The following is a 20,438-nucleotide window of genomic DNA, read 5'->3' on the forward strand; positions in this document are numbered from 1 at the left end:
ACAGAATAAAAAAAATGTCAACGAAACTTGAAATAGCAAAATCATTACTCTCCCCTCCTGGCGACACTATTCAAGAGCATATTGATTTTATAGGCATGAGTCAAGCCGAACTTGCCGAAAGAATGGGCAGACCAAAAGAAAAAATCAATGATGTAATAAAAGGACGAGAGCCAATTTCTACACCAACGGCTTTTCAACTTGAAAAGGTATTGGGTATTCCAGCAAGTTTTTGGTTGAACAGAGAAATGACTTACCGTAAAGAACTTTACGAATTGCACCAAAAGGAAGAACTTGAAAGAGAAAACGATTGGTTGCGTGCATTTCCTGTAAATGACATGAGGAAATTTGGTTGGTTACCGGATACAAGAGATAAACATGTTTTGGTAATCAGTCTGCTCAAATTCTTTTGTGTGGCAAGCCCTGATGAATGGGAACGCATTTACATTGACGAAGAAGTTTCGGTTGCGTTTAGGATTTCTTTGGCTCATACACAATCTCCACATGCAATTTCTGCATGGTTACGCAAAGGCGAATTACAAGCCAAAGAAATTGAAATTGCAAAGTTTGATAAAAAGAAATTCAAGGAAGCTTTGTCAGAAATTAAAGAACTGGCTTTTTTAATGCCTGATGATTTTACCCAACAACTTCAAATCATCTGTGCTAAATGTGGTGTAGCAGTTGTGTTTACCCAAAACCTACCCAAAGCACCCATAAATGGAGCAACACGTTGGTTTCACAACAAACCCATTATTCAATTATCATGCAGATTCAGAACCAATGAACAATTTTGGTTTACCTTTTTCCATGAAGCGGCACACATCATTTTGCACGGAAAGAAAGATATTTTTTTAGAGAATGTGGAAGGAACAGAAATAGACCAGGTGAAAGAAGAAGAAGCCAATTCCTTTGCAGCTAAATATTGTTGACTGAAAATGAATTGCAACAAATTATTGATGCAGCGCCACTAACGCAAGAAACAATTTATGCGTTTGCGGAAAAATTTAGAACTCCAGCGCGTGTTATTATTGACAGGTTGCAACATTTAAAACTTATTCCCTTTCATATAGGTGCTATGGGGTAAGAAAAAAAATTGATTTGTTTAATTAATTGCTGATATTTTATAATGAGTTTTCACACTAATCCTTTTCCTTGGCCCTTGTGTTTGGTTGTGTTGAAACAACGAAATATTTTTTTCTAAAATCCTTTGAGCGATTGCAATTAAGATTCTGGGTTTCATTCTGGCAGGGGGTTGTAGAATGATTCCGTTTTTTTGGTTAGTTTCATTGAAAGATAAGCTACCCATCGCAAAACTTCTATTGTCATGATCAAATCGATTCTACTTGCCATAGCCCTATCCATCACCGTGGGGGCTGTAGCTCAAACCAGCAACACCAAAGAAAGCTGGACCAAACTCTTCAACGGCAAAGACCTCAGCGGCTGGAAACAACTAGGCGGCAAGGCTAAATATATTGTGGAGAAAGGAGAGATCGTGGGCACCACCGTGGTGGATGAACCTAATTCATTCCTCGCCACCGATAAGAACTATGATGACTTTATCCTGGAGCTGGAATTCAAGGTTGACCCGCGCATGAACTCGGGCATACAGTTCCGCAGTGAGAGCAAGGCCGAATACCAGAACGGTCGCGTGCATGGCTACCAGATGGAGATAGATCCTTCGCCCCGCGCCTGGAGCGGTGGTATCTATGATGAAGGACGACGCCTCTGGCTCTATACCCATGAATACAATGAGCCGGCTAAAAAGGCCTTCCGCAATAATGAGTGGAATCGCTACCGCATTGAATGTATCGGTAATACTGTCCGCACCTGGGTGAATGGCATCCCTGCCGCCCACCTCGTGGATGATCTTAAAACCACCGGCTTCATCGCCCTGCAGGTTCACAGCATCGGCAAACCCGAAGAGGCCGGCAGACAGATCCGCTGGCGTAATATCCGGATCCAGACCAGCAACCTAAAGCCATCTCCCGAAAACGGCATCTTCGTGGTGAACCTTGTTCCCAATGCACTCACCGATGCAGAAAAGAAAAACGGTGTTAAGCTGCTCTGGAATGGCATCAATACGGATGGCTGGCGCGGCGCCTACAAAAAAGCTTTCCCTGAAAAGGGCTGGAAGATAGAAGAGGGCATGCTTCGTGTAATGCCTGCCGGTGGGGGTGAATCCACAAATGGTGGTGATATTGTTAGCGAAGAAATGTTCGGCGCCTTTGAACTGCAGTTTGATTTCCGGTTCACCGAAGGTGCTAATAGCGGCGTGAAATATTTCGTGACCGAGCAGGAACAGAATTCAGGATCGGCCATCGGCCTCGAATACCAGATCCTCGATGATGCAAAGCATCCCGATGCCAAAGAAGGCGTGGTGGGTAACCGAACCATCGCCTCCCTCTATGACCTGATACCTTCCCTCAAACCCGGACAGGCAATCAAGAAGCCCGGCGAATGGAACCGAGGTATGATCCGTGTTCATCCCGATAACCGGGTGGAGCATTTCCTGAATGGCTATAAGGTGGTGGAATACCAGCGCGGTACACCCATCTACCAGGCCCTGGTGGCAAGGAGCAAATATGCCGTTTGGCCTAATTTCGGGATGGCAGAAAAGGGGAGGATACTGCTGCAGGATCATGGCAACGCGGTGGACTTCAGGAGTATCAAGATCCGTCAACTGTAAATGCATCGCTTTGAAGACATCTAACAAGCCCGTATATGCGCTGGAGCAGACCATGCGATGGTTCGGTCCCGCTGACCCCGTGAGCCTTTCAGATATCAAACAGGCTGGCTGCAGCGGCGTAGTCACCGCCCTGCACCATATTCCCAATGGCGAAGTATGGACTAAGGCAGAGATAAGGAAAAGGAAAAAAGAGATCGAAGCGGCGGGACTCCAATGGTCGGTGGTGGAGAGCGTTCCCGTGCATGAGCAGATCAAAACGCGGAGCGGGAGCTGTGAAAAATATATCTCTAATTATATCCGCTCTATCCAAAACCTTGGGGAAGCGGGGATCAATATCGTTACTTATAATTTTATGCCGGTGCTCGACTGGACCCGCACCGACCTCGCTTATACTGTTGAGGATGGGAGCAAGGCACTTCGTTTTGAGAAAGCCGCATTTGTTGCCTTCGATTGTTTTATGCTGCAACGTCCAGGGGCAACCGAAGAATACAGTCCCGCCACTATTCGGCGTGCTGAAGATCGGTGGAAGAAGATGACCGCAGAAGAGAAACAGATCCTGCAGCGTAATATCATTGCCGGTCTCCCCGGCAGTGAAGAGTCATTCACGCTTCAGCAGTTCAGGGAGGCGCTGGAGCCATATAAAGGCATTGATGCAAATGCGCTTCGTGCCAACCTGGTTTATTTTTTACAGAAGGTCATTCCCGCTGCCGTGGCGGCCGGGGTGCGAATGGCCATCCATCCCGATGACCCGCCTTATCCGATACTGGGATTGCCGCGCGTGGTGAGTACGGCAGCAGATATCAGGGCGCTTGTGAAAGCTGTTCCCTCGTTGAGCAACGGACTCTGTTTTTGCACCGGCTCCTATGGCGTGCGGGAAGACAATGAGCTGCCGGCCATGGTGAAGGAATTTGGAAAGCGCATCCACTTCTTCCATCTTCGCAATACACGCCGCAATGAGTGGGGCGATTTTTATGAAGACAATCACCTCGATGGTGATGCCGATATGTATGCCGTGATGAAAGAGATCGTGCTGCTGTTGAAACGCCGCAAGCAATCCATCCCCATGCGGCCCGACCATGGTCACCAGATGCTGGATGACCTGAAGAAGAAAACCAATCCGGGTTATTCTGCTATCGGCAGGCTGCGGGGACTGGCAGAATTACGCGGACTTGAAATGGGCACCCGGAGAGGGCTGGAGGAGAAATAAAATAAAAGCAAGATGAAAGGAATGATCAATAAGAATTTCCTCCTGCAGAACAAGCAGGCCGAAAGACTATACCACGATTATGCAGCGGGACTTCCCATCGTTGATTATCACTGCCATCTGCCGCCACAGGAAATTGCGAGCAATAAACATTTCACCGACCTCTCGGAGATCTGGCTGAAGGGGGATCACTACAAGTGGAGGGCGATGCGTGCCCTTGGTGTGCGCGAAGAACTGATAACCGGTGCTGCCAGCAATGAAGAAAAATTCCTTGCCTGGGCTGCTGCGGTACCCAATACCGTTAGGAATCCATTGTTTCACTGGACGCAGATGGAGCTGAAGAATCCTTTCGGCGTAGATAAATTTCTAAACAGCGATACGGCTCCTGAAATATATGCGCATTGCAATGCGCTGCTGGAAGAACCAGGCTTCTCCGTGAAGGGACTGCTGGAGCATAACAGGGTAGTGCTGGTGGGTACAACCGATGATCCCTGCGATGCCCTTCAATACCACCAGCAACTGGCGGGGCAGGGCAACTCTTTTGTGGTGCGGCCATCTTTTCGTCCCGACCCCGTGTTGAATATCGCCGACAAAGAAAGTTTTCTTGCCTATAAGCAGCGATTGGAATTGGCGAGTGGCATCCCCATCACCAATATGGAAAGCTTACTGAGTGCGTTGCAGGAGCGGGTGGAACATTTCCACCAGCATGGCTGTAGAATTTCCGATCATGGACTGGTACAGATGCCAACCTTACCAGCATCCCTAAGCGCAGTTGAAAAAGACTTTTCGACATTTCTCAATAGAGCCGATTTCCAGATGCCCGATGCAGATGCATTTGCCGGTTATGTGCTGCTGCATCTCTGTAAATTTTATCATGCCAAAGGATGGGTGCAGCAGTTCCATCTTGGCGCCATACGCAACCTGAACAGCAGGCTGCGCAACAGGCTGGGGGCGGATAGTGGCGTTGATTCCATTGGGGATGATGCGCAGGCAATGCAACTGGCACGTTTCCTCGATGCGCTGGATAGTGAAGATAAATTGTGCAGGACCATACTCTATAACCTGAATCCGTCACTTAATGAAGTGTTTGCTGCCATGGCTGGCAATTTCAATGATGGCTCGGTGGCAGGGAAGATCCAGTACGGATCGGCATGGTGGTTTCTTGACCAGAAAGATGGGATCGAGAAGCAATTGAATACGCTTTCCAATCTGGGTGTGCTCTGTACATTTATTGGCATGACCACCGATAGCAGGAGCTTCCTCTCTTATTCAAGACATGATTATTTCAGAAGGATACTCTGCAATCTGATAGGCCAGGAAATGGAGCAGGGAACGCTGCCGGATGATGAGCAGTGGATGGGATCGATTGTAAGGAAGATCGCCTTCAGCAATGCGCGGGATTATTTTTCTGTATAGAATCTATAACTTCTTAATGCTTGCAAACACCAGGTGATTCAGAAATGAAATGATCTCCGTTACCTGTTTTGTTTTTCCGAAATCAGTTAGGGAGGGCAGATTGTTCATAAAGAAATTCTGGAAATGCGCCATCTCAATAATGGTGGATGCCAGTGACTTCGGGTATATATAGCCCGGAGAGCATTCAGAAATTATATTTCCAATCACCTCGCATACATCCTTATAAGGTTTGAAGAACTGTTGCTTATTGTCTTCACTCACCTGCTTGGTGAGGTATGCTTTGGAGCCCTCTGAAATGATGATCTGGTGCAGCAGTGCTTCATTGATATGGCTGGTGCGTTCATCATCTTCCACGGCCGATGCAAGCAGGTCGATCACTTTTTTTAGTCGTACTGTAGGGTCCTTGATATTATTGGTTTGAAATCTTATCTGGAATTCAAGCCATCCCCAGTACCATGCCGTGAGGTAAACAAGCAGTTTATGTTTGTTCTCGAAATAGCGGTAGATGCCGGCTTCCGTTGTGCCGATTACTTCTGCCAGTTTCTTAAAGGTGAATGCTTCAAAGCCGATCTTATGAATCAGCTCCACGCTGTGGGAGAGGATGTTGCGGCCCAGCTCAGAACTCTCGGGATTGCGGAGATAGAGGGCCTCATTCATACTTATCTGCAATTCTATTTTCATGATGAGACAGGTAAAAGCTATCCAGCAAAACTAGGGAATATATATTTACAATTATTTATGATAGTAATACTACTATTTTAAATGATTTGGTTATTTTTGTTGCCCATCAAAAAAAGCAAGAATGAAAACGCTTACAAAAGAAATGCAGGCTGCCATCACACCCGCCATGGCATTGGATCTGCTAAAAGAAGGTAATAAGCGGTTTGTGAATAACCTGAAAGTGAACCGCAACCTCTTGCAGCAGGCCAATGAAACCTCTGACGGTCAGCATCCTTTCGCGGTGATACTGAGCTGCATCGATAGCCGCACCTCTGCTGAGTTGATCTTCGACCAGGGGTTGGGGGATATCTTCAGCGTTAGGATTGCTGGTAATATCATCAATGAAGACATTCTTGGCTCCATGGAGTTCGGCTGCAAGGTGGCGGGTGCAAAGATCATCGTGGTGCTTGGTCATACCAAGTGTGGTGCCATCAAAGGTGCCTGCGACCATGTGGAGATGGGCAATCTCACTACCTTGCTTTCCAAGATAGAGCCGGCAGTGGAAGCAGAAACAACAGTGAGGGACAACCGCAATTCAGGGAATGCCGAATTCGTTGAAAAAGTTGCCACCCTCAATGTAAAGCGCACGGTGCAGGCCATCATTGAACAAAGCCCGATCCTACGCGAAATGATTGAAAACGGAGAGCTTGGCATTATTGGCGGAACGCATGATATCAGTACCGGTGTGGTAAGTTTTTACCCGGAGACCAATTTTGAGGCTGTTCGTAAGGAGCCTGCGGGTGCTTTCAATTTATAGTAAAGTGAGCGGGGCATGCGTTAATTGGATAAATTTGGGGAAGATAATCCCGCATGAAATATAAACTTGAAAAGCCGGTTCATGGTAGCATTGGTACCGAAAAGTACCAGTGCACCATTGAATGGCGAAACGGGCAATTCATTTCTGATGAACCCCTTTCCAATGGCGGCACAGACAGTGGTCCGGATCCCTTCACGCTTTTACTTTCCTCGCTGGCTTCCTGCACGCTGATAACCCTGCGGATGTATATTGAACGCAAGGGACTTGATATTCCCAGCATCGCCGTTAATACCAATCTCTACCAGAGCACAAAAGACGGGCAACTGGAAACCATTATCGACAGGGATATTCTGTTTACCAGTCCGGTTGACGAAGAGGTAAAAACCAGGCTGCAGCAGATCGCTGATCTCTGCCCGGTTTCCAAACTACTCATGAACCAGGTTAAGGTGAGGACCTTTATCTATAAAGAGGGCGATACCGTTACCATCAACTATGCCAACGAAAATATTACCGTGGTATGGCGACCCAAGTTCTGCCAGCATTCAACACGTTGCTGGACACAGCTTCCCATGGTGTTCAAGCCCAACCTGAAGAAATGGATCGATCCGGATGGAGCAGCGCCAGAGCGGATTGAGGAGCAGGTGAGGAGATGCCCCTCCGGTGCACTTGATTTTAAATACAATAGCCCCGAAGATTCAAAACCGGATAATAATTAGTCCCCCAAAATTGCGTTCATGGAAACCTCCAACAATGGCAGCTGGGTGATAGATCCGGTTCATAGTAAAATAAGGTTTGAATCAAAATATTTATTGCTCACAGCAGTAACCGGCTGGTTCAATGAAATGGAGGGAACCGTGGTTACAGGTTATGATAATTTCGATGCCTGCAGCATCTCGCTGCTGATATATACCAACTCGCTCACTACGCAGAATGAATCCCGCGATGAGCATCTTCGCTCGGCTGATTTTTTTGATACGGCAAGTTTTCCCACCATCCGATTTCAATCCACCGAAGTAAAATCCGTGGAGAGGCGACTGGCAGTTACCGGCGATCTTACCATCAAGGGTGTTACTAAACTGATCCGCTTTGATGCAGGTTTCCTGGGAACGGTGAATGATCCTTATGGCAATCGGAAAGCTGGCTTTACCCTAAACACCACGCTTAACCGAAAAGATTTTGACATCAGCTGGAATAAATATTTTGACCAGGAGGGGATCCTGTTATCGGATGAGGTTACCATAGTGGCTGATCTTCAACTTATGAAACTAAGCTGACGGCCATGCAGGTAACCAAACAAAATATTCATCCCACACTGGAATTCAACAGGCTCGAGGTGAATGTGCCTTTTGAGATCCATACGATGGAATGGATAGAGCAGAACCGTAAGGAGCAGAATGCTATTCCCCACCGTCATAATTATTTTACCATCATCTGGGTTCGGCATGGGAAGGGGGAGCACCTGCTCGACCTCGAGAAAATAGCGATAGAAGATGGATCGGTGTATTTTATCAGTCCCGGCAGCGTACACCTGCTCACCATTGACGGCGAGGTGGATGGTTATGTCATCTCCTTTACTCCCGATTTCCTGCCATCCTTCTATCCTTACGGTTATGCACAGGTGATAAAAGTGGATAAGGAAGTTGAAGCCGATATGGAAGAAGCGGTGGCAAAAATGATGCGTGAATTCAGCAACTATTATTTACTGCGCTCAGAGATACTGGGAGGGTTTCTTCAGATCTTCCTGATCTACCTCACGCGGAATTTCGAAAGCAATCCGGCTGCGCATAACCAACCCCGTAATTATGAAACCGTAAAGGCTTTCCTTACCCTTATCGACCAGCATTATACCAGGCTGCGGCAGGTGAGTGATTATGCAAAGGAGCTGGTGGTAACGCCCAATTACCTGAATGAGCTGGTGAAGAAGATCACGGGGCATCCTGCCAGCTATCATATACAGCAAAGGATCATCCTGGAGGCAAAGCGGCTGGTGCGCTATTCGAACCATTCACTCAAGGAGATCGCCTATGAGCTGGGCTTTGAAGATGCAGCCCATTTCAGCAAGTATTTCAAAAAAGCATCGGGACAAAACTTCAGCGATTATAAGCGTCAGCTCTGACCTGCCCCGGCCGCTAAAGAAAACCGTAAATTGTACATCAGTATCCCTGATATCGCTATTCTCCACCGCTGGAAAACAGGCGAAATTTGCAGTATACAAAACAAGATTATGGAAAACAATATTTTAGGACTACATCATATTACCGCGATAGCAGATAATGCCCGCAGGAACCACCATTTCTACACCAAGGTACTGGCATTGCGGATGGTAAAAAAGACAGTGAATTTTGATGATCCGGGTACCTACCATTTCTATTATGGAGATGAACAGGGTAGTCCGGGTACCATTCTTACCTTCTTCCCATGGGAAGGCATCGGCGCTGGTAGAACAGGTAATGGCATGGCCACAGATATAGGATATTCTGTGCCGGGTGGAAGCCTTGATTTCTGGGCAAGTCGTTTCAAGGAATTCAATATTGCCCAGGAGGAAGTCAAGGAAAGATTTGGTGAGCAATTTCTTTCTTTGCGCGATCCGGATGGATTGAATCTCGACCTTATAGTACCGGCGCATACAGATGACCGTGCACCATGGGTAACAGGAGAGGTGAGCAATGATGTTGCCACAAGAGGCTTTCACAGCATAACCCTCACCGTTAGGAAGCTGGATCCAACTGCCGCCATCCTTACAGATATACTGGGCTACAGTTTAGAAGCGCAGGAAGGAAACCGTTATCGTTTTAAAACCAATACGGTGGAGAATGCTGCGATAGTTGATATACTAGAAGACAGTGAAGGCAGGCCGGGCGTTAATGCTGCAGGAACCAATCACCACGTTGCTTTCAGGGTAAAAGATGATAATATATTAATGGATTATCGCGAGAGGATCGCGAGGAAGGGATATAATATCACGCCCAAGATAGACCGTGATTATTTCTACTCTTTGTATTTCCGCGAGCCCGGTGGTGTGTTGTTTGAGCTGGCAACTGATAATCCCGGTTTTACCAGGGATGAACCATTGGAGTCATTGGGAAGCAGCCTTAAACTGCCTAAGCAATACGAACCTGCGAGGGCAAGGATAGAAGCGGTTTTACCTGTTCTGTAAATAATTGACAGTTCATCAGATTAAAGCACATGAGCGCACTGATCACAGGAATACACCATGTTACCGCCATCGCCGGCAGCACGCAAAGAAATATTGATTTCTATGCCGGCATACTTGGACTAAGACTGGTAAAGAAGACGGTGAATTTTGATGCGCCGGAAGTGTATCATTTCTATTATGGTAATGATGCCGGCAATCCCGGATCCATCCTTACATTCTTTCCTTATGAGGGATTGGTAAATGGCCGGCATGGTAAGGGCATGCTCACTACCACCAGTTTTTCTGTTCCACTGGAGGCACTTGATTACTGGCAGGAAAGACTGAAAAGATTTGATATTGCTTTTAAGCCGCCTCGTGAACGATTTGGTTCTGAGCTGGTGATATATTTTGAAGATGATGATGGACTGGGATTGGAATTGGTATTCACTGATTCGGATCAGCGAAAGGGAAATAGCTCTGGACCTGTTCCAGCAGAGATGGCAATAAGGGGATTGTATAATGTAGAGATATGGGAAGAGGGATATGAGCGGACTGCCGGCATTCTAACCCAGCAACTGGATCATGTGCTGGTGGCGGAAAGCGGCAACAGGTTTCGGTTTGCTGCAACAAATTCGCCCGGCAATTATGTTGACATCATTTGCTCACCTGATAGCTTACGCGGACTGGCAGGAAGTGGCACCGTTCACCATCTTGCCTTTGCAACGCCAGACGCTGCAAGTCTGCAGGCCATCCGCAACAGGATCATGCCCCTCAAATCGAATATAACGCCTGTGCTTGACCGAAAATATTTCTCTTCGGTATATTTCCGTGAGCCGGGAGGAGTGTTGTTTGAAGTGGCTACTGCAAGTCCGGGTTTTAGCGTGGATGAATCGCTGGAAACATTAGGCGAGCATCTGCAGCTACCCGAACAGTTTGAAACAAGAAGAGAAGAATTAGAAAACAAATTATTACCCATCAGGGTTAACTACGATCAATTTAAATAAGATGCATAAGAAGAATATAGTAAGCGCGGGCAAACCACTAGCTGCGGCCGATAAGGTTTTGATACTGCTTCATGGAAGAGGAGGCAGTGCAGAAGATATTTTAGGATTGGCCGATCACCTGTCGGTAAAGGATTTCGCACTGCTGGCACCACAGGCTACCAATAATAGCTGGTATCCCTATTCGTTTATGGCACCGGTGGAACAGAATGAACCCTGGCTTAGTTCAGCTTTATCACTGTTAGAAGATCTAGTAAAAGAATTGAAGGCAAGCGGTAAAAAAGAAGAGAATATTTTCTTCGGCGGGTTTTCACAAGGTGCTTGTCTGACGCTGGAATTTGTAACAAGGAATGCTGCCAGGTATGGCGGGGTAATTGCGTTCACGGGTGGACTTATAGGCGAGAAGATCAATCCCGAAAACTACAAAGGTGATTTTGCCGGAACACCGGTATTTATTGGTACCAGCGATCCTGATATGCATGTTCCTGTTGCAAGGGTTTATGCCAGTTCCAATATTCTGCGCAATATGAATGCGGCGGTGGTGGAGAAGGTGTATCCGGGGATGGGACATACCATAAGTAGGGAAGAGGTTTTGGAAGCGAATGGAGTGCTGGAGGGATGGAATGGAGTGATGGAGTGATGGAGGGATGGAAGAATTATTTGAGGCGGTAGCGGAGGAGTTGTGCGTTGATGGCAACAATGATGGTGCTTGCGCTCATGAGTATGGCGCCCACGGCAGGATTTAGAACAAAATTGGGATAAAGGATGCCGGCAGCAAGGGGAATTGCGATAATATTATACCCAACGGCCCAGAAAAGATTCTGGATCATCTTGGCATAGGTTGCCTTGCCGAATGAAATGATCTTTACCACATCCAGCGGATCACTGTTCACGAGGATGATATCGGCGGTTTCTGCTGCCACATCAGTACCCGTTCCCCCGGCAATGCCAACATCGGCCTGTGCAAGGGCAGGCGCATCATTGACGCCATCGCCCGTCATGGCAATGAATTTTCCGCCCGCCTGAAACTCCTTTACTTTTTCCTGCTTCTGGTGCGGCAATACATTGGAGAGATATCCATCCATTTTTAGTTTGCCGGCAACAGCAGCAGCGATCTTTTCATTGTCGCCCGTAAGCAGGAAAGACTTGATGCCCATCTCCCTGAGTTTCGCAACGGCTTCTCCTGATGTCTCTCTTAAAGAGTCTTCAAAACTGATTATTCCAACAGGCTCTTTATCAAAGAGAATAAAGATCACAGTTTCTGTTAGCTGGTCAATTGAAGCTGGTATTTCAGGAACGGGAAGTGAATACTGAGTGAAATAATTCGGTCCGCCGGCAATCACCATTTTATCCTTCACCCTGGCAGAAACACCGATCCCCTGCAGGTAAGTGAAATCAGTGGATGGCCAGAGTTCAAGTTTATCTTCCCCCAGTTTTTTCATGATCCCTTTGCCTATAAAATGTTCAGAATTTTGTTGAACGGCGGCAGTATACTGCAATATTTCCGCAGCAGTATATTGATTACTAAGGGGGATGATATTCCGGATAGCATGGGTACCCTTTGTAAGGGTTCCGGTTTTGTCAAAGATGATGGTCGTTAACTTGCGGGCATTCTCAAATGCAGTGCGGTTGCGTATCAGGAGTCCCCTGATCGCCGCCCTGCTGGTGGAGATGGCTACCACCAGTGGTATAGCCACCCCAAGGGCATGGGGACAGGCAGTGACCATCACCGTTACCAGTCGCTCCAGTGCAAATGGAATGCCCTGCGCCTTGGTAATCCAGTAAATAAAAGTGAGCACTCCAACAATTATGGAAATAATAGTGAGCCATTTGGCAACTTTGTCGGCGAGGTTCTGGGTGTTGGATTTTGCTGCCTGGGCCGACTGTACCAGTTGTATTACTTTATTGAGATAGCTGTCGCTCCCGGTGCCGGTTACACGAACTTTTATCACCCCGTTTTCATTCACTGAGCCGGCAATAACTTTGGCATCCTTCTCTTTTTGAACCGGCATGCTTTCACCGGTGAGCATGCTTTCGTTGACGGTGCTGCTGCCTTCAAGCACCAATCCATCTGCCGCTATTTTTTCACCGGGCTTCACCAGGATGATATCATTCTTTTTCAATTGCTGCAAGGGAATATCTTTCACTGCACCATCCACTTCAATATGTACAGTAGAGGGGAGTAATTCCACCAATGATTCCAGTGCGCGCGAGGCTGCCATTTCTGAGCGCATCTCAAGCCAGTGACCCAGCAGCATGATATCTATCAGGGTAGCCAGCTCCCAGAAAAAGTCCATCCCCGCCAGTCCAAAGATCACCGCTACACTATAAAAAAAGGAAACGGTTATAGCTATTGCGACAAGGGTCATCATTCCCATGGCATTGTTGCGGAGCTCACTGACCATGCCTTTAAGGAATGGCATCCCGCCATAGATATAAATGGCTGTGCCAAGCGCCAGCAGCAGGTATTTACTACCGGGAAAGCTGATATCGATCCCGATCCAGTGCTGGATCATGGGTGATAATAAAAGTATGGGTACTGTTATAAGCAGGCAGATCCAGAATCGTTTCAGGAAGTCTTCTGTGTGATGCCCGGCGTGTTTATTATGTGCTTCTTTGTTATGTTGCTTATCATGAGTATGCTGCTGTTGTTGGCTATGCTCCTGGTGTTTATTGTGATCTTTGTTCTTGTTGTCGGGATGTTGATGATGTGAGTGGTCCATGATTAGCGGATTGTAAAGGGCACCTGGATCATTTTCTTCTCCCATGCCATAGATAGCTGACCTTTCTTAGCCTCCGTTGTTTCAATAAAGTATTGCAATCTTTCGGTGTGGGTATTCTTTTTGGGCTTCACCTGCAAACGGATTATATCTTCTGCCTGCTCATATTCTGATGCAAGGTGTTGCTGCCAGTTGGAATTTATAATGAAGGTCCATGTTTTCTTACCCGGTATCGTGAAGATGGCATATTTGCCGGGTTGGATTGTTTTGCCATCAATAACAATTGCCTCTTTGAATTCAAGGGTAGTGGCATCATGTGCACCTGTTACCCATACATCGTCATAAGGAACCAATCCACCCCAGATCACGCGGTTGCGCACACCCGGCGAATGATAAACGATCTTCATGCTATCATCGCCCATCAGCGCGAAGGCCATTGACTTAATACTTTTTTTACTGGTATCCTTTACCAGGTTGGGATTATAACAAACTTCTTCCTGCTTTTGAGCCATTGCGCCGCTTGCGTTAATAACCAGGAGGAGTACAGTGATGAGCCGGATTAATTTGATCATTTTTCGGATTATTTGTCCATAAAAATAGGCTATTAACTTAGAATCGATTGGTAGCATGAACATCAGAATTAGTATCAGATACTACTGTTGCAGAGTATAAGTTGGTTAAAACCGGGACTCTATCCGCTATACTTCATGATCGAGAAGGGTAGGAAAGAATGGTCCCGCCTGATGGACGGTGGGGTTTCAGAAGCGGTAGTTTCCGCACAATGGATACACGAATTATTTTAAGGAAAATATTTGAATATTTCTTAACTTAATAGTCTTCGCGGTTCCCTATAACAACAATACCCCCTTTATTTAATTAACATTAAAATTTCGGTCATGAGAAAGTTATTCCTTCTCCTGATGCTTGTTCCGTTTTATGGGAACAGCCAGGAAAAGAATGTGATCAATGCTACCCGGGTATTCCCTAAGCCCGACAAGGTAGCGGAGTTCGAAAAAGCGATTGCAGCCCATGCGCAAAAGTTTCACACGGGCGACTATAAGTGGCGTGTTGCAGAGATCATGTCGGGGCCTGATGCAGGTGGATACACCCTCGTGGAAGGGCCGCATACATGGGACCAGGTTGATAAAAGAGGTGATCTTGGGGCGGCACACCAGGCCGACTGGAACAAGAATATAGCCATTCATCTTTCCCAAAAAACTTCCTCTCTTTATGCTGTTTACCTTCCAGACCTCAGTACAGTTAAACCAGATGATTACTCCGAGAAATATGCCATTAACCATGTGTTTTTCAAGCCCGGGATGTATGGTGAGATCATCGAGAATTACAAGGGCCTGAAAAAGATGTGGGAGGCTGACAAAATGAATATTGCTGTTTATGAATCGAGTTCATCTGGTGCGCCGCAACTGATAGTAGTAACAAGATATAAGGATGGATTAAAAGAAAGACAAACAGGATTCCGGAAGCCTTTTCCTGAAAGATATGTTGCTGCAAATGGTGCAGGCTCATTCGAGAAGTGGCTGGAGGTTACCCAGAAGACAGTAGATCATCAGTGGGGTGAAATGCTTTTTACCAGGGCGGACCTGGGATCTAAATAATTATTGAAGCCTTCTTAATCTGATATTAAATAAAATGGTAAGATAATTGTGATAACCAGGATGGACATCTACGTAATATAAACACCAAAACTCAAAAAACATGACTTTCAAAAACTTAATGGCAACGGTTTGCCTGTTGTTCGGCATTTCTCTTTTCGCCCAGAGCCAGACTTCCCTTGATGATATGGTAAAAGACTGGGAAAGATCAAAGGCCTATACCAAGGAATATCTTGATGCCATGTCTGAAGCCGACTATGCGCTTAAGCCTACCCCAGAGATGCGCTCCTTTGCTGACCAGATGCTTCATATCACCGATGCCAATTTTGGTTTCATGTCGGCAATTACAGGTGTGGCAAGTCCGGTTGCATTTGGAGAAGCAGAAAAGGCAAAGGATAAATCAAAAGCAGCAGTTACGAAAATGGTGATGGACAGCTATGATTTTGTGATAAAAAATCTACCAAATATTACCGCTGCGCAGATGAATGAGAAGATGAAGTTTTTTGACCGCTTCGAGATTACGAAAGCTTCAGCCCTGGCAAAAATGCTGGAGCACCAGGCACACCATCGTGGACAAACAACGGTTTATCTTCGACTTGCAAAAGTGACGCCTCCGCAGGAGAAATTATTCTGAGCATTGGAGCTATATACCCAAAAAAAATGAGCAGCTTATAGCTGCTCATTTTTTTTAGTGACTCTGTCAGGATTCAAACCTGAAACCTTCTGATCCGTAGTCAGATGCTCTATTCAGTTGAGCTACAGAGCCATTCCCGTAAATGGGATTGCAAAGATAAGGGAAAGCGGATCAATTTTCCAAAACTTCCGCTTCCCTTATTTTATAAAATATCAGTAGTGCCAGCGTACAAATGCCTCCATACCAGCGTATTGGGTTAGTCCCAGCTGCGCATATAACCTGGCGGTCTGTCCGTTTCTGTCTTCAGCACGCTGCCAGAATTCCCTGCTGTCGGATCCCTGGAATGGAACCATATCTTTCTGGCTCTGGTGGATGAAAATGCCAAAACGTTTTTTCATCATCTGGTCGGGACTCATTGGTATGGCCATCTCGATCTCCTCGATATTCCATTCCTGCCATGCTCCCTTATACAACCATACCCAGCAATCTTCAACCCAGCTATCTCCATCGGCTTTGATGCGACGCAGACTTTCAAAAACGATATCCAGGCAAACCTTATGGGTGCCATGCGGATCGGCGAGGTCGCCTGCACAGAAAACCTGGTGAGGTTTAAGCTTGCGCAACAACTCCATCGTGATCACTACATCTTCTTCACTCATAGGTTTTTTCTCCACCCTTCCTGTTTCATAAAAGGGCAGGTTCTGGAAATGAATATTATCATCGCTGATGCCTACATAGCGGCAGGTTGCTTTCGCTTCACATCGGCGGATCAATCCTTTGATAGCCCTGATCTCTTCCGTGTCACTATCGCTTGGTTTCTTGGTTGCGAGGAATTGTCTTGCATCTGCTTCAATACTCCTGCTCTTACTGGCATCTATACCCGATATCTCTTCAAAGCCTACAGCAAAATCGAGGAAGCGTGTTACGAACTCATCGGTAACGGCAATGTTTCCACTGGTCTGGTAGGCTACATGCACCTCATGGCCCTGGTCGTGCAGGCGCATGAACGTTCCTCCCATGCTGATGATATCATCATCGGGGTGGGGAGAAAATATCAGGCTGCGTTTTGGATAGGGGATAGATCTTTCAGGATGTGCTGGTATCACTGCATTGGGCTTACCGCCGGGCCATCCTGTGATGGTGTCGCGAAGCATATAAAATACCTGAAGGTTAATCTCGTAAGCATCTCCTTTTTCAACCAGCAGGTCACCCAATCCGCTATCGTTATAATCGCTGTTGGTGAGTCCCAATACCGGCTTGCCAGTTTTAAGGGCAAGACTCACAACTGCTTTCTTCACCATCTTGGGTGTCCATTCTGTATCTCCGGTAAGCCAGGGTGATTTGAAACGGGTAAGCTCAGCCGCAGCGGCTTCATCCACTACAAATACTGTATCGAGATGTTGTTGGAGGAGAGAAGCGGGGATCTGTTCAGTAACATCACCTTCAACCGCCTTCTGCAATACCGGAGCTTTCATGGGTCCCCATGCCATGAGGTAAACTTTTTTGGCCTTCATGATGGTATCAATACCCATCGTTACTGCAAGCCTCGGAACCTGTGATATATTGGCGAACTCAAATGAGTTAGCGATCCTTGTTGAATTTTCGAGGGTGATCAATCTTGTTCTTGAAAACCTGCTGCTGCCGGGTTCATTGAAACCGATATGACCATTATTACCAATACCAAGTATTTGCACATCAACGCCACCAAGGGCTTCGATCTTTGCTTCATAAGCGGCGCAGTATTTTTTGATATCCTCCTTTGGCCATTCACCATTGGGGATATAAATATTTGCGGTATCAATATCTACATGATCAAATAGTTGCTCTTTCATGTAGCGGTTGTAACTCTGCAATGCATCATTGTCGATGGGATAGTACTCATCGAGGTTAAAGGTGACAACATTTTTAAAACTAAGCGCTTCGTTTCGATGCATCCTCACCAGCTCTGCATAAACAGTTTTTGGAGAGGAACCGGTTGCGAGACCGAGTACGCAAAGTTTACCTTCTGCCTGCTTCTGCCGGATAGTGGCGGCTATTTCAGCAGCAATAAAAGCCGATCCCTGTTTGAGATCATTGAAGATCCGAACCGGGACCTTCTCGAATGAATCAACCATGATAGTGTTGGTTTTTTTGTGTTGAAAGTAAGAGCCGAAGGTAATAATCTTTGTTTATTAGCGTACAATGATCTCGTCTGCAAAGAGCCATGCCTTATGTCCTGCGCCTGCCTTCCCATCGGCTATAACGCCCTGGTTACGGGCCTTTAGCCTGATGTAGCGTGCCTGTTGTTTGCCTGTATTAATTGTCATAGAACCCATCATCAGCTCCTTCTTGTCAAACGTTTGCGTAGTTCCGGCAGTCTTAAAATTCTTTCCATCATTTGATACCTGGACTTCCAGAATCCGGGGTGCATAGATCCAGCTTCCGGGTGATTCCAGTATATGCAATTCAACGGATGAAATGGTAGTTGATCTGCCAAGATCTATTGTTGCATCCAGGTCATCACCATTGAAACCAAGCCATTCAACGGAGTTCATTCCTTTTGCTGAACGTAATCCGTTTACCAGTCCGAATGCACCACCTTGTCCGGGGTATGATTTAGAAGGAGTATCTGCGAGAGTGATCATTTTGCCGCTGGCCTTATTTATACTAAAATCAAGCGTAACCTTAGAACTCATTGGGTTGCCATCCAGTTCGGTCCAGTAAGTAAACTTGCTGCTGCCATTGATCTTAACTGCCTGCTTATAATTATTCCTGTCGGCAGTTGTAGCACCGGGGATCTCATGGGTATAAATTGATTTTGCTTCTGCCAGCGGGCTTTCCAGTTTCACCAGCAAACCCTCATGGTTAGCCGAAGGCTCCACAGTGGCTACTGTTTCGAAATATGCCTTGCTGTAATTGGTGCCAATCAATTTGTAGAGATCGATCAGGAAAGGAATTTTCTTATCAAATGCATCCCAGCTACGTTTCTCTTTTGGGCTCCAGAGAACTTCACTCAGCGCACTGAGTCGGGGAAATATCATGTACTCTACTTTCGATGGGTTCTTCATATATTCTGTCCACACATTACCTTGCGCGCCCCAGATATAAGAATGCTTATCGGCTGGAAGTTCGGCCGGGAGCGGATCATAGCTATAGGTCTCTTCTATTGGTGTATAGGCACTGAAAGTAACCGAATCTTCATTGCGAGTTTGTGAGTGGTCGAGATACACATAGTTGCCGGGAGTCATGATCACCTTATGATTTTCTTTTGCGGCAGCAATCCCGCCTTCTTCTCCGCGCCAGCTCATTACGACTGCATTGGGTGCAAGGCCGCCTTCCAGTATCTCATCCCAGCCAATGATGGTTCTTCCTTTTGCATTGAGAAATTTCTCCACACGCTGGATGAAATAACTCTGTAATTCATGTTCATCTTTGAGGCCCTTTTCTTTTATAAGTTGCTGGCAGAAGGCTGAGCGTTTCCAGTTGGTCTTGGGACTTTCATCGCCACCAATATGAATGTATTTTGAAGAGAAGAGAGCAAGCACTTCATCAAATACATCTTCCAGGAACTTGAATGTATTTTCTGATGGAACAAAAACATCATCGTATACGCCCCATCCCTGGATAACCTGTTTGCCTGTTGTATCGCCAGCCCATACACTTTCTTTCGGGAAGTATTTATAAGTGGCTTCTTCAGGGAAGCAGCTAAGTTCGGGATAGGCTGCAATTGCTGCAGATGCATGACCGGGTAATTCAATTTCCGGAATAATGGTGATATGCCTGCTCTCAGCATATTTAACGATCTCACGGATCTGGTCCTGGGTGTAGAATCCGCCATAGCGCAGGTTATCATTACCTGTGCCGGGATAGCGACCAATGATAGTACCATTACGGAATCCACCAACTTCTGTGAGGCGCGGATATTTCTTAATCTCGATACGCCAGCCCTGGTCTTCGGTAAGATGCCAGTGGAAATAGTTCATCTTATGCATGGCGAGATAATCAATGTATTTCTTCACGAAATCCATTCCAAAGAAATGCCTTCCTTCATCGAGGTGCATGGAGCGATAAGCAAAGCGCGGATAATCGCGGATAGTCATAAACGGTAGTGTGAAACCAGCGTCCTTCTTATTCTGAGCAAGTAATTGCAGCAATGTTTGTACTCCATGAAAAACACCTTCTGCATCATCGCCACCAATGAAGATCCCTTTGCTGTTCACCTGCAGTTCATAGGCGCCTGCACGTGGTTCTTTGTTGAAGAGATTATAGAGAGTGATATCAGCGATATTTCCCCCTCTGATGGTGTCGAGTTTTGTGCCATAGAGTTTCTGAACATAGGAAGCGAGGAAGTTGGCGGACGGTTCGAGACCGCTTCCCATATTATTTATTTTGGTGGATGAATTCACCGTAAAGGATCCGGCAGTTTTAGAAAGGGTAAAGGAAACAGGCTCGGGAACGATACTATAGTTTTGAGCAGAGAGGCTGGTGGCAAGGGTGGTAGCCAGCGCCAGCAGGCAGGCGTAGATTCTCATCATTTTGATTGTTTATTCCGGGTGCAAAAATAAAGACCGGCAC

Annotated in this window: 18 protein-coding genes and 1 tRNA gene; 13 read left to right on the plus strand and 6 right to left on the minus strand. The window is 46.4% G+C overall.

Annotated features, from left to right (window positions below):
- The first annotated feature begins 14 nt into the window (after nt 1-14).
- The 4 genes from HY58_RS05245 (at nt 15) to uxaC (ending at nt 5,303) form a co-directional block, all read left to right on the plus strand.
- Complete coding sequence (locus tag HY58_RS05245) at nt 15-926, plus strand: ImmA/IrrE family metallo-endopeptidase (RefSeq protein WP_156123581.1); 912 nt, start codon at nt 15-17, stop codon at nt 924-926.
- Between the two features lie 395 nt (nt 927-1,321).
- Nucleotides 1,322-2,683 carry a DUF1080 domain-containing protein gene (locus HY58_RS05255; RefSeq protein ID WP_039128927.1) on the plus strand — a complete coding sequence of 454 codons (1,362 nt, stop codon included), beginning with the start codon at nt 1,322-1,324 and terminating at the stop codon, nt 2,681-2,683.
- A 10-nt stretch (nt 2,684-2,693) separates the two neighbouring features.
- Complete coding sequence (gene uxuA / locus HY58_RS05260; protein WP_371197887.1) at nt 2,694-3,890, plus strand: mannonate dehydratase; 1,197 nt, start codon at nt 2,694-2,696, stop codon at nt 3,888-3,890.
- A gap of 12 nt (nt 3,891-3,902) precedes the next feature.
- The gene (gene uxaC / locus HY58_RS05265; protein ID WP_039128930.1) at nt 3,903-5,303 is read left to right on the plus strand and encodes a glucuronate isomerase; all 1,401 of its coding nucleotides are present in this window, start codon (nt 3,903-3,905) and stop codon (nt 5,301-5,303) included.
- A 3-nt stretch (nt 5,304-5,306) separates the two neighbouring features.
- On the opposite strand, the gene HY58_RS05270 is transcribed toward uxaC, so the two are convergent.
- On the minus strand, nt 5,307-5,984 hold the full coding sequence (locus HY58_RS05270) for a TetR/AcrR family transcriptional regulator (RefSeq protein WP_039128931.1): 678 nt from the start codon (nt 5,982-5,984) through the stop codon (nt 5,307-5,309).
- A 121-nt stretch (nt 5,985-6,105) separates the two neighbouring features.
- Between HY58_RS05270 and HY58_RS05275 the strand changes: the two genes are divergently transcribed.
- The 7 genes from HY58_RS05275 to HY58_RS05305 all read left to right on the plus strand — a co-directional run bounded on the left by HY58_RS05275 (nt 6,106) and on the right by HY58_RS05305 (nt 11,557).
- Nucleotides 6,106-6,780, plus strand: coding sequence for a carbonic anhydrase family protein (locus HY58_RS05275; RefSeq protein WP_039128932.1), 675 nt, complete (start codon nt 6,106-6,108; stop codon nt 6,778-6,780).
- A gap of 53 nt (nt 6,781-6,833) precedes the next feature.
- Nucleotides 6,834-7,496, plus strand: coding sequence for a (4Fe-4S)-binding protein (locus HY58_RS05280; protein WP_039128933.1), 663 nt, complete (start codon nt 6,834-6,836; stop codon nt 7,494-7,496).
- An 18-nt stretch (nt 7,497-7,514) separates the two neighbouring features.
- A complete protein-coding gene (locus tag HY58_RS05285; protein WP_039128936.1) occupies nt 7,515-8,054 on the plus strand; it encodes a YceI family protein in 540 nt (179 codons plus the stop codon).
- Between the two features lie 5 nt (nt 8,055-8,059).
- Complete coding sequence (locus HY58_RS05290; RefSeq protein WP_039128938.1) at nt 8,060-8,896, plus strand: AraC family transcriptional regulator; 837 nt, start codon at nt 8,060-8,062, stop codon at nt 8,894-8,896.
- A gap of 108 nt (nt 8,897-9,004) precedes the next feature.
- Nucleotides 9,005-9,937 (plus strand): ring-cleaving dioxygenase, encoded by a 933-nt coding sequence (locus tag HY58_RS05295; protein ID WP_039128940.1) that lies wholly within the window; start codon nt 9,005-9,007, stop codon nt 9,935-9,937.
- A gap of 29 nt (nt 9,938-9,966) precedes the next feature.
- The gene (locus HY58_RS05300) at nt 9,967-10,920 is read left to right on the plus strand and encodes a VOC family protein (protein ID WP_039128942.1); all 954 of its coding nucleotides are present in this window, start codon (nt 9,967-9,969) and stop codon (nt 10,918-10,920) included.
- A gap of 1 nt (nt 10,921) precedes the next feature.
- Nucleotides 10,922-11,557, plus strand: coding sequence for an alpha/beta hydrolase (locus HY58_RS05305; protein ID WP_039128945.1), 636 nt, complete (start codon nt 10,922-10,924; stop codon nt 11,555-11,557).
- A gap of 16 nt (nt 11,558-11,573) precedes the next feature.
- On the opposite strand, the gene HY58_RS05310 is transcribed toward HY58_RS05305, so the two are convergent.
- Both HY58_RS05310 and HY58_RS05315 read right to left on the minus strand, forming a co-directional pair.
- Nucleotides 11,574-13,640: a copper-translocating P-type ATPase gene (locus HY58_RS05310; protein WP_082022050.1), complete on the minus strand. Its 2,067-nt coding sequence runs from the start codon at nt 13,638-13,640 to the stop codon at nt 11,574-11,576.
- Between the two features lie 2 nt (nt 13,641-13,642).
- Nucleotides 13,643-14,209, minus strand: coding sequence for a DUF2911 domain-containing protein (locus HY58_RS05315; protein WP_039128948.1), 567 nt, complete (start codon nt 14,207-14,209; stop codon nt 13,643-13,645).
- 324 nt (nt 14,210-14,533) lie between these two features.
- Here HY58_RS05315 and HY58_RS05320 point away from each other — a divergent pair, with 324 nt between their 5' ends.
- Together HY58_RS05320 and HY58_RS05325 are read left to right on the plus strand one after the other, a co-directional pair.
- Complete coding sequence (locus HY58_RS05320) at nt 14,534-15,253, plus strand: hypothetical protein (RefSeq protein ID WP_039128952.1); 720 nt, start codon at nt 14,534-14,536, stop codon at nt 15,251-15,253.
- Nucleotides 15,254-15,353: 100 nt separating this feature from the next.
- Entirely contained in the window at nt 15,354-15,884 is a 531-nt protein-coding gene (locus HY58_RS05325) for a DinB family protein (protein WP_039128954.1), read from the plus strand.
- Nucleotides 15,885-15,942: 58 nt separating this feature from the next.
- Here HY58_RS05325 and HY58_RS05330 read toward each other — a convergent pair.
- The 3 genes from HY58_RS05330 to HY58_RS05340 all read right to left on the minus strand — a co-directional run bounded on the left by HY58_RS05330 (nt 15,943) and on the right by HY58_RS05340 (nt 20,398).
- Nucleotides 15,943-16,016, minus strand: a tRNA-Arg gene (locus HY58_RS05330).
- Nucleotides 16,017-16,096: 80 nt separating this feature from the next.
- Nucleotides 16,097-18,046, minus strand: a complete 1,950-nt coding sequence (nagB, locus tag HY58_RS05335) for a glucosamine-6-phosphate deaminase (RefSeq protein ID WP_371197892.1) — start codon at nt 18,044-18,046, stop codon at nt 16,097-16,099.
- A gap of 9 nt (nt 18,047-18,055) precedes the next feature.
- Complete coding sequence (locus HY58_RS05340; protein ID WP_039128959.1) at nt 18,056-20,398, minus strand: family 20 glycosylhydrolase; 2,343 nt, start codon at nt 20,396-20,398, stop codon at nt 18,056-18,058.
- Between the last annotated feature and the right edge of the window lie 40 nt (nt 20,399-20,438).

This window comes from Flavihumibacter sp. ZG627 (assembly GCF_000814325.1).
Lineage (GTDB): Bacteria > Bacteroidota > Bacteroidia > Chitinophagales > Chitinophagaceae > Flavihumibacter.